12 protein-coding genes are annotated in these 13,011 nt (G+C 70.3%); 4 read left to right on the forward strand and 8 right to left on the reverse strand.

Annotation, left to right across the window (positions count from 1 at the left end):
* Nucleotides 1-170: 170 nt before the first annotated feature.
* From ACZ6CV_RS00185 to ACZ6CV_RS00195, 3 genes are all read left to right on the forward strand, one after another.
* Complete coding sequence (locus tag ACZ6CV_RS00185) at nt 171-1,001, forward strand: ABC transporter ATP-binding protein (protein ID WP_469248357.1); 831 nt, start codon at nt 171-173, stop codon at nt 999-1,001.
* Nucleotides 1,001-3,469 carry an ABC transporter permease gene (locus ACZ6CV_RS00190; RefSeq protein ID WP_469248359.1) on the forward strand — a complete coding sequence of 823 codons (2,469 nt, stop codon included), beginning with the start codon at nt 1,001-1,003 and terminating at the stop codon, nt 3,467-3,469. The genes ACZ6CV_RS00185 and ACZ6CV_RS00190 overlap by 1 nt, the downstream gene beginning before the upstream one ends.
* Nucleotides 3,470-3,640: 171 nt before the next feature.
* Nucleotides 3,641-4,156, forward strand: coding sequence for an HD domain-containing protein (locus tag ACZ6CV_RS00195; protein WP_469248361.1), 516 nt, complete (start codon nt 3,641-3,643; stop codon nt 4,154-4,156).
* Here ACZ6CV_RS00195 and ACZ6CV_RS00200 read toward each other — a convergent pair.
* Nucleotides 4,153-5,358, reverse strand: a complete 1,206-nt coding sequence (locus tag ACZ6CV_RS00200) for an acyltransferase family protein (protein ID WP_469248363.1) — start codon at nt 5,356-5,358, stop codon at nt 4,153-4,155. The two genes, ACZ6CV_RS00195 and ACZ6CV_RS00200, sit on opposite strands and share 4 nt — an antisense overlap.
* Before the next feature lie 630 nt (nt 5,359-5,988).
* On the opposite strand from ACZ6CV_RS00200, the gene ACZ6CV_RS00205 reads away from it, so the two are divergent.
* Entirely contained in the window at nt 5,989-6,183 is a 195-nt protein-coding gene (locus ACZ6CV_RS00205; RefSeq protein ID WP_055570088.1) for a hypothetical protein, read from the forward strand.
* Nucleotides 6,184-6,259: 76 nt separating this feature from the next.
* On the opposite strand, the gene ACZ6CV_RS00210 is transcribed toward ACZ6CV_RS00205, so the two are convergent.
* The 7 genes from ACZ6CV_RS00210 to ACZ6CV_RS00240 form a co-directional block, all read right to left on the reverse strand.
* Complete coding sequence (locus tag ACZ6CV_RS00210) at nt 6,260-7,579, reverse strand: SufS family cysteine desulfurase (protein WP_469248365.1); 1,320 nt, start codon at nt 7,577-7,579, stop codon at nt 6,260-6,262.
* Nucleotides 7,566-8,954 (reverse strand): family 2B encapsulin nanocompartment shell protein, encoded by a 1,389-nt coding sequence (locus ACZ6CV_RS00215; protein WP_469248367.1) that lies wholly within the window; start codon nt 8,952-8,954, stop codon nt 7,566-7,568. Before ACZ6CV_RS00215 ends, ACZ6CV_RS00210 begins: the two co-directional genes overlap by 14 nt.
* A 516-nt stretch (nt 8,955-9,470) precedes the next feature.
* On the reverse strand, nt 9,471-10,040 hold the full coding sequence (locus ACZ6CV_RS00220) for a DUF7660 family protein (protein ID WP_392816126.1): 570 nt from the start codon (nt 10,038-10,040) through the stop codon (nt 9,471-9,473).
* A gap of 175 nt (nt 10,041-10,215) precedes the next feature.
* Nucleotides 10,216-10,440, reverse strand: coding sequence for a hypothetical protein (locus tag ACZ6CV_RS00225; RefSeq protein ID WP_469248369.1), 225 nt, complete (start codon nt 10,438-10,440; stop codon nt 10,216-10,218).
* Between the two features lie 503 nt (nt 10,441-10,943).
* Nucleotides 10,944-11,390, reverse strand: a complete 447-nt coding sequence (locus ACZ6CV_RS00230; RefSeq protein ID WP_469248371.1) for an NUDIX domain-containing protein — start codon at nt 11,388-11,390, stop codon at nt 10,944-10,946.
* Nucleotides 11,390-12,055, reverse strand: coding sequence for a YdcF family protein (locus ACZ6CV_RS00235; RefSeq protein ID WP_469248372.1), 666 nt, complete (start codon nt 12,053-12,055; stop codon nt 11,390-11,392). Before ACZ6CV_RS00235 ends, ACZ6CV_RS00230 begins: the two co-directional genes overlap by 1 nt.
* On the reverse strand, nt 12,055-12,855 hold the full coding sequence (locus tag ACZ6CV_RS00240; RefSeq protein ID WP_469248373.1) for a GntR family transcriptional regulator: 801 nt from the start codon (nt 12,853-12,855) through the stop codon (nt 12,055-12,057). Before ACZ6CV_RS00240 ends, ACZ6CV_RS00235 begins: the two co-directional genes overlap by 1 nt.
* Between the last annotated feature and the right edge of the window lie 156 nt (nt 12,856-13,011).

Genomic DNA, 13,011 nt, shown 5'->3' on the forward strand with positions numbered 1-13,011 from the left:
GCGTCAAGAACGCGTCAATAGTTAGATTACCAAACGACCGGCGGGGCCTTCCTGAACGCACGAGGTGGGGTTCTCCCCACCCCGGGTTCGCCAGCCGCCCTCATGGTCCACAGCACCCCCGTCTCCGTACGTTCGAGAGGTCGAATTCGTCACGAGAGGTGGACAGGGACATGGGGCTGCGGCGGAAGAAGAACCGAGTCGCCGAGGAGGACGTACGCGTCCCCGGCGGGGCGCCCGGCGCCGGCGACTGGGCCGTCGAACTGCGCGGCGTCCGCCGCCAATACGGCCGGGGCTCAAGCGCCGTGCACGCCCTCGCCGGCATCGACCTCGCCCTGCCCCGCGGCAGCTTCACCGCCGTCATGGGACCCTCCGGCTCCGGCAAGTCCACCTTCCTGCAGTGCGCCGCGGGCCTCGACCGGCCGAGCGCGGGCACCGTCCGCCTCGGCGGCACCGAGATCACCGGCATGAGCGAGAACAAGCTCACCGCGCTGCGCCGCACCCGCCTGGGCTTCGTCTTCCAGGCCTTCAACCTGCTGCCGTCCCTCACCGTCGAACAGAACGTCGTCCTGCCGATGCGCCTCGCGGGCCACCGCCCCGACCGCCGCAAGGCCGCCGAGATGCTCACCCGGGTCGGCCTCGGCGACAAGGGACGCCGCCGCCCCGGCCAGCTCTCCGGCGGCCAGCAGCAGCGCGTCGCCATCGCCCGCGCCCTGGTCACCGAGCCCGACGTGATCTTCGCCGACGAACCGACCGGCGCCCTGGACACCACCACCGCCACCGAGATCCTCGGCCTGCTGCGCTCCGCCGTCGACCGGATGGGCGCCACCGTCGTCATGGTCACCCACGACCCGTCCGCCGCGGCCCACGCCGACCGCGTCCTCTTCCTCGCCGACGGCTCCGTCGTCGACCACCTCGACGGCGCCTCCGCCGCGCGGATCGCGGACCGGATGACCGCCCTGACCGCCCGCACCGCCCCGGCGTACTCGGGGGTGGCCGCGTAATGGCGTACCGGCCCAACGGCCTCGCCCGCGCGGCCGTCCGCTTCAAGCCCGCGGCGTTCGCCGGGACCTTCGTCGCCCTGATGATGGCCTCGCTGATCGTGGCTGCCTGCGGCATCCTCCTGGAGACGGGGCTGCGCGCCTCGATGCCCTCCACCCGTTACGCCGGCGCCCCCGTGGTGGCCGCCGCCGACCAGGCCGCGCACTTCACCACCGGCAGCGGCGAGGACCGCTCCGACACCGCCACCCCGCTGCCCGACCGGGCCCGCATCGCCGACTCCCTGGTGACCAGGGCCGCTTCGGCGCCCGGCGCGCGCACCGCCGTCCCCGACGTCACCTTCCCCCTGCACTCCGGTGGCAGGGACGTCACCGCACACGGCTGGGGCTCCACCGCCTTCACCGGCGAGAAGCTGACCGCGGGCCGTGCCCCGCACCCCGGCGAGGTCGTCCTCGCCGCACCCGGCGCCGCCGTCGGCGAGCGCACCACGCTGACCACGGCCGAAGGCCCGCGCGACTTCCGGGTCTCCGGCACCGTCCGGTCCGCCCCGGGCGCCTCCACCGCCTGGTTCGCCGACGCCGAGGCGATCCGGCTCTCCGGACACCCGGGGCGCGTCGACGCCATCGCCGTCCTGCCGAAGCACGGGGTGTCGGCCGAGACCCTCAAGGCGCAAGTGGCGCACGCCGTCGGCGGCAGGGCCGAGGTCCACACCGGCGACGGCCGCAGCGCCGCCGAGGGCTCCGAACTCGCCTATGCCAAGGAGATGTTGACCGGACTCGGCGGCTCCTTCGGCGGCATCGCCGCACTGACCGCCGTGTTCACCGCGGCCGGCACCGTCGCCCTCTCCGTCGGCCAGCGCGCCCGCGAGTACGCCCTCCTGCGCGCCATCGGCACCACCCCGCGCCAGATCCGCCGCACCATCGCCACCGAGACCCTGCTCGTCGCGCCGCTCGCGGGCGCCGTCGGCCTGCTACCCGGCATCGCCCTGGCCCGCTGGTGGTTCGGCCAGCTCAAGGAGAAGGGCGCGATCCCCGGGGCCGTCGACCTGTCCGTCTCCTTCATCCCCCTCGTCGCCGCCGTCGGCGGCGCCGTCCTCACCGCGCTCGGCGCCGGATACCTGGCCGCCCGCAGGCCCTCACGCATCAAGCCGGGCCAGGCGCTGACGGAGGCGTCCGTGGAGCGGGTGCCGCTCGGCTGGATCCGTACGCCGCTGGGCGTCGCGGCGGCGGCAGGCGGCGGCGTCTTCGCCGGGTTCGCCGCGCACAACACCGGCGAGGACGCGGCCAACGCGGCGCTCGGCGTCGTCATGCTCTTCATGCTCGCCGTCGCCCTGCTCGGCCCCCTGGTCGCCCGCGGCTGCGCCGCCCTGTTCGGGCTCCCGCTGCGCGGCGCCGGCGCCCCCGCGTCGCTCGCGGCCGCCAACTCCCGTACGAACGCCCGCAGGCTGGCCTCCGCGATCACCCCGATCGTGCTCGCCATGGCCTTCTCCAGCGTCCTCGTCTTCATGCACACCAGCGAGGACCGGGTCGCCGCCGACCAGCAGCGCGCGGGCATCACCGCGGACCACATCGTCACCTCCGAGACGGGCCTCGCCCCGGACGCGGTCGGGAAGGCGGCCGGGACGGACGGGGTCACCTCGGCCGTCGGCCTGCTCAAGACGTCCCTGCTCGTCCCGGTCGGCTCGGGCGGCGACCGCTGGCTGGAGGCGGCGTCGGCGCAGGGCGTCACCGGCACCGCGGCCGACCTCCGTGCAGTGCAGGACCTCAAGATCGAGACCGGCACCCTCCGGCTCGGCCGCGGCGAGATCGCCGTCGACAGCCGCCTCGCCGACTCCGCGCACGTGTCGACCGGCGACCGCCTCGACGTCCGGCTGCCCGACGGCACCAAGGCGGCGCCGAAGATCGTGGCGACGTACGGCAGGGGCCTCGGCCTCTCCCAGGTCACCATGGCGGCGGCCGACCTGAAGGGGCACGTCACCTCGTCCTTCGCCGCCGAGATCTGGGCCAGGGGCGGCTCCGCGCAGGCACTCTCCGGACTCGGCACCCGCACGGACCGGGACGGGTACGCCACCGCCCGGTCCCTGGACCGCGAGCTCAACGCCTGGGCCAACACCACCATGGCGGCCGTCCTCGGCGGCTTCGCGGCGATCGCCGCCGTCAACACCCTGGTGATGACGGTCCTGGACCGCCGCCGCGAACTCGGCACGCTGCGCCTGATCGGCTCCACCCGCCGCCAGGTGATGCGGATGGTCCGCTGGGAGGCGCTGCTCGTGGCCTGCGCGGGCATCGTCATCGGCTCGGCCATCGCCCTGGCCACGCTCGTCCCGATGATGAACGGCCTGACCGGCCAAGGCCCTTACATCCCCCCGCTGGTGTACGGGTCGTTCGTGGCCGCGGTCCTGGGGCTCGGTCTCGCCGCCACGACGCTGCCCGCACGGGCGGCGCTAGGGTCTGTCCGGCGGGTCGGGTCGTAGTCGGGTGGCCTGCGCGTTTCGGTGCTGGTGAGCGGGGTCTGGTGCGTCGAGATGCAAGGCGGAGGAGGGCGGCAACGCGGAGCGTTGGCAACCGACGACAACGCCGCAGATCGGCGTGCCAGGCCCCGCGCCCGCGACAAGACCCGCCGGACAGGCCCTAAAGTCGGCGGCATGACGCCCGCAGCCCAGGACCGCACGCCGCCGGAGCCGACACCGGAACTGACGCCGACGCTGACGGTGGCGGAGGTGGCGGCCCTGGCCCGGGAGGCGCACGCCGCCCAGACCGACAAGGCGGGCCGCCCCTACACCGAGCACCTGCGAGCGGTGGCCGACGGCGTGCGCTCGCGCGGCGGCGACGACGAACAGATCGCCGCCGCCTGGCTGCACGACTCCGTCGAGGACGACGCCCTGACCGAACAGTGGCTCAGGGACGCCCCGCTGACCCGCCGCACGAAGGACATCGTCCTGGCGCTCACCAAGCGCGCGGGCGAGCCGCAGGAGGCGTACGCCGCGCGCATCCTGGCGACGGACGGGGCCCGGCTGGTGAAGGAGGCGGACCTGGCGCACAACGCGGACCCCGCCCGCCTCGCCGTGCTCGACGCGACGACAAGGGCGCGCCTGACGGTGAAGTACACCGCCATGCGCGCCCTGTTGGGGATCGGGGAAGGCCCCGAGGGGTCCCGCTAGCCGGACTTGGCCCGCTCCCTGGCCAGCGCCGCCGCGTCCCGCTTGAAGGCCCACTCCATCTTGGGCTCCATCGCGAAGCGGAACATCCGCTGCACCGGGGGCGTGCACAGGACGGTCACCACGCTCGCGGCGACGACCGTCACGAAGATCTCGCCGGCCGGCTGGTGCAGCCAGTCGTAGGTCTCGAACCAACCCCAGAAACGGGAGCCCTTGGCGAGGAAGCCGTGCAGCAGGTAGCCGTACAGCGTGCCGGCGCCGAGGACCGTGAACCACATCTTGCGGCGCGGCACCCACGCGAAGAAGCACGCGGTGAGGACCACGGAGCAGCCGAAGAGCGCCAGCGTCATCACGATGCCGACCCACCACGGGACGCCCAACTCCTGGGCGCTGTCCCGGCGGTAGAACCACACGGAGGTCATCCGCGGGGCCGCCCAGTACGCGAGCAGCAGCGCGCCCGCGAAGACCGGCACCGACAGGATCCGCACCTCACGGCGGCGCACCAGCTGGAAGTACTCGGGCTTCATGAAGAGGCCGAGCACGAAGAACGGCATGAACTGCAGGACGCGCTGCAGATCGAGGTCGTCGCCGATGTCCGGTGAGATCACCGCGAGCATGGCGATGGCCAGGGCGAGCGGCACCGGCCAGCGCACGATCTTCCACAGCGGCACGGTGAGCCGCCACACGAAGAGCGCCACCAGGAACCAGGTGAGGTACCAGGGGTCGAGCAGACTGATCGGCTGGCTCGGGTCGTTGTCCGCGTACCGCTTGAAGAGGGTGTACGCGACCTCGAAGATGACGTACGGCACGGCGACGCCGGTCACCAGCCGCTTGAGCCGGTCGGGCCGCATGTCGAAACTGCGCGAGAAGTAGCCGGAGATCAGGATGAACGCCGGCATGTGGAAGGTGTAGACGGTCATGTACAGCGCCTCGGCGGCGCGGCTGTGATCCGTCAGGGGTTCCCATGCGTGGGCCATCGCCACGAGGACGATCGCCAGGTACTTGGCGTTGTCGAAGAACGCGTCGCGTTGCTTGGCGGGCTTCGATCCGCTCTGTGCCGTGCGGTGGCCACTCGTGGTGGGGGGAGCGGGAGCGGCCTGCGGGGTCGGATGGTGGGCGCGGGGAGTGGGGACTCCGGCCACGGGCACCTGGGCCGGGGGGAGCGGCGCCCGGTGGCGTCCGTGCGGGTGCACCGAGTTGGTCACAGGCCCTCCCACCATGCGCTCGGTGAGACGACCCGGGACCGCACTGCGCCTCTGGGGGTGGTGGCAGCGTGGAACATCTGAGGCACCCTAGCGTCGAGGCGCCGTATTCGTAAAACCCTCATCGCTTATCCCGACTCAATCTCTGTCCGACACAGATCCGGCACGGAGTGGAATCCCGCTTATCGGGTACCGGATACCCTGGATTCGCGCCGAGTCGACAAAGAGATGCGGTCACTTTCTGTCCGTTACGTCGCAACTCATCCGGTTTAAATGGTGCATAACGCCCGCGGGCGACTCTGGTGAAATGTCCGGTTGGCCGGGGAGTTCTGCGGAGTTACGCGCCCGTGATGTGCTGACGGCGACAATTCGAATTTCCTGCGAACGTCGTGTGTGGCCACGGCAACGATCAAGCCCGATTTCCACCGGGGGCCGACCGTCGAATTGCTGTACGAGGGGGCGCGGTTCATGCGGCGCACGGGCCGCGCGGCGACCGAGGCCCTCGAAGCTCTGGCCGACGATGTGTCACCGGCCGCATGCAGCGGGCCTGTTGGTGGCACGATGGTCGTGGCGGGGGTGTGCGGGGTCGTACCCCCCGGGCCGGGAGAGTGACCGACCTAGGGTGTGATCAGTGTGGCCATTTCGCTGTCAGTGGTACTGCTGTTGGCGATCATCCTTGTGGTGCTGATCCGCGGGGGATCGCTCAAGGCGGGCCCCGCGATCGTCGCGGTGCTCTTCGGCTTCTTCCTCGCCTCGACCGGCATGGCTCCCTCCATAAACCGCTTCCTGAACGAAGTGGCGGAGACCATCAACTCGATCAGTTTCTGAGGGTTCGTCCACGCCGAGACCTTGATCACTCCCCGAGGCGGGGGGCGTGCCGCGCACGCCCCCCACGGTCCGCCGCTCAGGAAGTCCGCTGCAGGGCCCTGAGCGAGGCCACCAGCCGGTCCACCTCCTCCGACGTGTTGTAGAGCGACAGAGAAGCCCGCGCCGCCGACTCCAGGCCGTAGTGCGCGAGCGCGGGCTGCGCGCAGTGGTGGCCCGAGCGGACCGCGATGCCGTCCCGGTCCAGCCAGTCGGCGACCGTCGCCGGGTCGTGCCCCGCGAGGGTGAAGGTCAGCACCGCGATCCGCTCGGGCGCCGCCCCGATCAGCGAGAGCCCCGGCACGTCGGCCATGGCCCGCTCCGCGTACGCCATCAGCGCGTTCTCGTACGAGGCGACGGCGTCCCGGTCGAACGAGGTCAGCCACTCCAGCGCGGCCAGCAGCCCGGCCACCCCGCCGATGTGTCCGGTGCCGGCCTCCAGGAGGTGCGGCGGGGGCGCGAACGTCGTCCGGTCGAAGGAGACGGACTCGATCATGTTGCCGCCGCCCTGCCACGGCTTCATCGCCGCCATGACCTCGGGCCGCGCGTACAGCGCGCCGATGCCGGTGGGCGCGAACAGCTTGTGCCCGGAGAAGGCGTAGAAGTCCGCGCCGAGATCCTGCACGTCGACGGGGAGATGGGCCACCGCCTGCGCGCCGTCCACGAGCACCTTGGCGTCGTAGCGGTGGGCGAGCGCGGCCATCTCCTTGACCGGCGGGACGGTGCCGAGGACGTTCGAGGCATGGCTGATCGCGACGAGCCGGGTGCGGTACGAGAGCAGATCCGCGTACGCCGCCCGGTCGATCTGCCCGCTCCCGTCCAGCGGCACCGGGACCACCCGGGCCCGCGTCTCCTTGGCGATCAACTGCCAGGGGACGATGTCGGAGTGGTGTTCGAGCACCGGGACGAGGATGTCGTCGCCCGGCCCCAGGTTCGCCCGCCCCCAGCTCTGCGCGACCAGGTTGATCGCCTCCGTGGTGCCGCGCACGAAGGCGATGGTCTCCGGCCCCTCGGCGCCCAGGAACGAGGCGACCGCGGCGCGCCCCGCCTCGTACAGGTCCGTCGCCTCGCGGGCCATGGTGTGCGCGCCGCGGTGGATGTTGGAGTTGGCGGTGCCGTAGTAGCCGGCCAGGGCCTCGATGACCTGGCGCGGCTTCTGGGTGGTGGCGGCGTTGTCGAGCCAGACGAGCGGGTGGCCGTTGACGGTGCGGTGCAGCACCGGCACGTCCTGGCGGGCGGCCTCGGGGGAGAAGGCGCGGGGCGGGGTGACCGTCGCGGCGGAGGGCGCCGGCGCGGAGGGAGGCGCCGGCACGGAGGGCGTCAGCACGCGTCCCAGGCCCTGAACGTCAGGAATAGTCATGGTACTTGGCCACCTCGACGTTCTGCAGGACGGCGACGGCGTCCTCCACCAGGACCGCGGTGTTGAAGTACGCCGTCATCAGGTACGACGTGATGCCCTTGTTGTCGACGCCCATGTTCCGCATCGCCAGGCCCGGTTCGACCTCGTCCGGCACCTGGGAGGGTCGCAGCCCGACGACGCCCTGCTCCGCCTCGCCCATCCGCATCAGCAGGATCTCGGTGGTGCCCGCGTGGATCCCGCCGCCGTTCGTGAAGCGCACCTTGTCCGACGGGATCAGCGGCACCCCGCGCCAGGTCAGCAGCGGGCTGCCGAACCGGGTGTCGGTCACCGGGGGCACGCCCCGGCGCGTACATTCGCGGCCGAACGCGGCGATGGCCCTCGGGTGCGCGAGGAAGTATCCGGGCTGCTTCCACACCCGCGCGAGCAGCTCGTCCAGGTCGTCGGGGGTGGGCGCGCCGGTGCGGGTCTGCACGCGCTGCCCCGGCGCGACGTTGTGGAAGAGGCCGAACTCGGGGTGGTTCAGGAGCGCGGACTCCTGCCGCTCGCGCAGCGCGGCGATGGTCAGGTTGGCCTGCGCGCGCGTCTGGTCGATCGGCCCGTTGTAGAGGTCGGAGACGCGGGTGTGCACGCGCAGGACGGTCTGCGCGAGGCTCATGTGGTACTCACGGGGCGCGTCCTCGTAGTCGACGTACGTCCCCGGCAGATCGGGCTCCCCGACGTGCCCCGACGCGAGGTCCACCGGCACCTCGCCGCCCGCCGTGCCGGGGTCGCTCGCGTTGTACGCCGTCAGCTCCGCGTTCAGCCTCTCGTCGCGGTCCGCGAGCGCCGTGAGGGCGCTGCGCTCGGCGCAGAGCGCGGTGCCCCGGGTGAGCGCCTGCACGCGGTACGGCATCGGTTCGGACCTGCTCCACGCGCCCAGGTCGAAGAACTGCCCGTCCCCGACCACCTCCAGCAGCGCGTCCTCGCCGTACCGCCCCGAGACCCGCTTCTCGGCCCGCCCCTGCACGATGATCCACAGCCGGTCCGCGGCGTCGCCCTCCTGCACGACGACCTGCCCCGCCTCGAAGGTGACCTCCGTGAAGGCGTCGGCGAGAGCGGCGAGCGCGGCGTCGTCGGCCTCGCGCAGATACGGCACTTCGCGTAAGTCGCCGGGTACGACACGGGCGTTGCCGTTGTCGTCGTACGTGCTGACGCGGTCGTCGCCCAGCACGAAGGAGCGGCGGCGGTTGACGCGGTACACGCCGGCCTCGATGTCCACCCAGGGCAGGGCGCGCAGCAGGTAGCGGGGCGTGATGCCGCGCATCTGCGGGGCGGTCTTGGTGGCGGTCGCCAGCTGCCGTGCGGCATCCGGGCCCAGCGAGAGTCGTTCGGTCATCGCAACCTCCGTGAAGTCGGGTGAAGGGGACCGATCGTCCGGTCCGTGCTTCCTGCCTCACAAGGGGGCATATGCCTGCAACACAGTGGAAAGGCGGGAAACCGCCCTGGCCGACGGGCACGGCACCGGGCTGAGCGGCGCACGGTCGTCCAGGACCCCGGACGGCGGCCTTCCGCTCGCCCGGCATTCGTCCCGATCCGTCCCTGGGGGCGAACTATGCGGCGCTGAAAGAAGCCGTTATGAGCCGCGTACGAGCCCCGTCCGCCCCCGGAACGCGAAGAACCCCGGAACGCGAGGAGCCCTGGAACGCGAAGAACCCCGGACCTCGAAAGGTCCGGGGTTCTCGCACAGAGCGGGCGACGGGAATCGAACCCGCGTAGCTAGTTTGGAAGATCGCGTACGCGGCCCCGGCCTGACCTGGTGTAACGCTGACCTGCGGGTTCTCGGACCATTCGCCGAGACTCCCCGCTGTTTCCCGTTGGCCGCTTCCTCATCGGGCACGCAAGGGGCACGGCGTCACTCGTAGAACCGCGCTGCGCTGAGGGCCCGTGCCATGAACGCCCAGTCGCCCTCAGGCGGGAGCTCCTGGCCGTGGTTCGCGTACCACCCTGGAGCATCGGCCACCCACGCTTCCAGAGCCTCCAGGAAGCTGCCCAGCGTCCGGTTCTCCCATTGGTCGCCACTCGCTTCATAGTCCTGCCGAAGACGCCTCAGAAAGCCGCTTAGGGCTTCGCGGTCGCCAAGGCGCTCGTTAGGCTCCAGTGGGAGGGGCTCGCGCTCGTCTCCCCAGTCATCGAGTCTGAGCCTGACTTGGAAGTTGCGCTCCGCGTGATCGACCACGCTCCCACTGATAGCGAACCCCAGTGGGGGAGGGACGGTTCCGGGCGGTGAACCGAAGATCTCCGCCAGGCCCACCGCGTCGGGCACCCCGTCGATCTCCACGAACACGCCGAATGGCTGTCGGCCGATGACCTTGCCGGTCACGGCGGCGCCCACTGGAAGCGCGGTCACGGTTGCCGGCCAGGCCCGTCGTATGTCCTCGGGTGTCGGATCCCCCACACCGTTCGGCCACGTGTACTCCGTCATGCGCGCGTCCCCCGGTCATCGCGTACTTGGACCTCTGGCCTCATCCTTATCAGGTCGATCACCGCGTCTCTGCAACTCGGGAGGATCCGTGCTCCCCGGAGAAGTGGCGGTCAGCGGGAGTCGCCCTCGTCCGGGCCAATCCGTCGGTGTTGGTGTCAGACGTTGGTGTCAGACATCACTCACGGACTTGACAGTCCTGGAAGTCCACGACCACTGCTACCCCGGCAGCAAGCATCTTCGCCGCCACGAGCTCTGAAAGTTCTTCATCGCAGATGACCTCGGCCATAGGCGGGTCACCTCTGCGTATCGGCAGATAGCCCATGTTGCTTCGGAAGAGGGCCCACCGTTCCCGCTCAGTGGTCCACATCTCTTCGTACTCAGACAGGTCTCGCTCGCTCATGAAAACCCCCTGAGCAGCAGATTAGCTCGTCCCCTCAACCCACCACTCTCCCCAGCTCCCATCCCGTCCGCCGTCGACCCACACACCGTGGAGCGGGCGTGGTTCATGGCGTCCAGGTGGAGCGCGCCACTGTACGAACGACCTGGACGCCATGGGCCGCGTCTGCTCGGCTCTGCCTGGGTCGATGGCGGACGGGATGGGAGCACCCCGCGCACGCCACTACGGACCCGCAGCCGGGAACGGCGCCCCCTCCATCCCGGTGCCGGCCGATCCCCCGCCGGAGGCATCGTCTTGACCGTGGGCCGCTCTGTACGGGGATCGACTCATGGCTACCCGGCCCTATCGACATGTGGGCGCGCGTCGGCGGCGGCAGCGCCGAGCGGGCCGAAGGCAGGAGCGCGGGCGCAGCCAGAGCCGGGAAGCGCGCCCGGCGGAGCGGAGCGCAGCCGGGGCTTGATGAGGTAGAGAAACTTGTAACAGCCCTTGGCTTTCGGGGCGATGGCCTAGTTGCCGCCAGGGTCGGTGAGCTTCCGTCCGTCATGGGTTCGGATGTGGGGTGCCAAGTTGTCGGTTAGGGCGTCTGCGATGCGGACGCTGAAGGCCTCGCTCATCGCGTCCATGGCTTCGTCTGGGGTGAGCCAGGTGACGGCGGTCGACTCGTCCGAGAGCTGTTCGTGTCCACCGTCCGGGCGGCACCGGAAGACCATGGCGACGACACCCAATGTCATGTTCTTGTAGACCCCGGTGAGCCGCTCGACGTGCACCTTGACCCCGGTCTCTTCATGGACCTCGCGGCACACCCCATCCTCGATGGCCTCGTCCCGCTCCAGCACTCCGCCTGGCGGCTCCCACCGCCCGTTGTCGGCGCGACGGATCACCAATACGCGTCCGTCCTCGCGCACAACGACGCCCGCCACGGATACCGAGTGGAGAGTCGTTGACGGCTTCATCAGGCTGAGCGTTGGCCGGTGGCGATGAGGCGGCTCGTGAAGCCCTCATGGCACAGCCGCTCGTACGCCTGGATCACGTCGTGCGGCACGTTCTGACTGATCATGAACCCTTGCTCGGGGTAGATCAGTAGCCGCTGTAGTGCGCCCACAAGCATGTCGATGACCTTGCGGGCGTCTCCGATGGAATCGACGTACTCGCCGAACGTCATCGGGGTGGAAGCGCTGAGGATCTCGACCTCGGGCCACAGCTTCCGAGCCGTGGCGTACGCGCGCCTCTCCTCGTATGGCTTGCTGATCAGAAGCACGGAAGAGACGGGGATGCCGGCCGATTCGAGCACGGCCTTCGAGAAGCGGATGTTCTCGCCGGTGTTCCTCGCCTCGGTCTCGACGAGCACTGCGGAGCTGGGCACACCGAGTTCCAGCGCACGCTCCCGATAGTGGACGGCTTCACCGCGCGGCATGAGTTCGCGTGTGGTCGCGCTGGTAGCTCCGGTGAACACAAGCACGGGGGTCAAGCCGCGGTTGTACAGGTCCACCGCCGTATCGGCCACGCCCAGATCGTGGCTGCCCAAGCCGATCGCGACTGAGCAAGGCTTCAGGGTGTGGCCCGTCTGGTGGTAGTCCCACAGGCGCCGCGCGTCGTCCCATGCCTGCATCGAGATCATTACTGCCCCTTCTCGCCCTTCGCGGAGTCCGGGACCTTGAAGTCGTACTCCCAGGCGAAGCGCGAAGCCGCGTGTACACCAATGGCGAACTCGACCACTGTGCCAGAGGCGGTGAAGGTCGTCCGATGGAGCTCTACGACAGGCTCGCCCGGTGGGAGCTGTAGGAGCTTCACTTCGTCTGAGGACGGGGCGCGAGCGAAGATCTCTTCCTTCATGTGGTCGATCTCGTACCCGGCGTCGTACAGCACCTTGAACCCGCCGCCACGACCGGCGGGCCCCGGAGTCGGGTCCACGATCCTCGTGCCCTCGACGTGCTCGGGTCGGTAGTAGCTCGTGAGGGTGTGAGTCGGCTGATCGCCTTCCTTCACGACGCGAGCACGTGCGTAGACCTCTGCACCTTCAGGCAGGCCATGTGCGGCCGCGACCAGTGGCGGGGCCTCGACGCGACTCACCGTTTGGGTCTGCTCGTTCCGGCGGTAGCTGCGCCCTGACGCCACCCGGTCCGCGATGAAAGCCACCTCGTCGCTGTCGCGCCACTTGGCTTTGTCATATCGGGCGACTCCGAGCCGCTTGAGCGGTACTCGCTGCCGTACGACGGTGCCGTGGCCTCGGGATGAAGTGACCAGGCCCTCGGCCTCAAGAGCCTTGTAGGCCTGGTGGACGGTGGACTTGGATCCCTCGCCCTGCTCGACCAGTTCCCTGATCTGCGGAAGCTGTGTTCCCGGCGGGTATTTGCCCTGCTCACCCCGCTTAATCTCTTCAGCCAGTTTGTCCGCTAGCTGCCGCCACTTGGGCGCCATTGGGCGACTCCTCTCGACGAGTCCAGTCAAACACAGTCCCAGGACTGTTGACAGTCCTGGGACTGCGGGCCATAGTCGTCCCAACGGCCTCGCAGTCCTAGGACAGCGAGAGTCAGCCTGCTTTGGGCTGCGCTAACGCATCGACTCAGGGAGTAA

It is taken from the genome of Streptomyces sp. NPDC041713 (assembly GCF_055591085.1).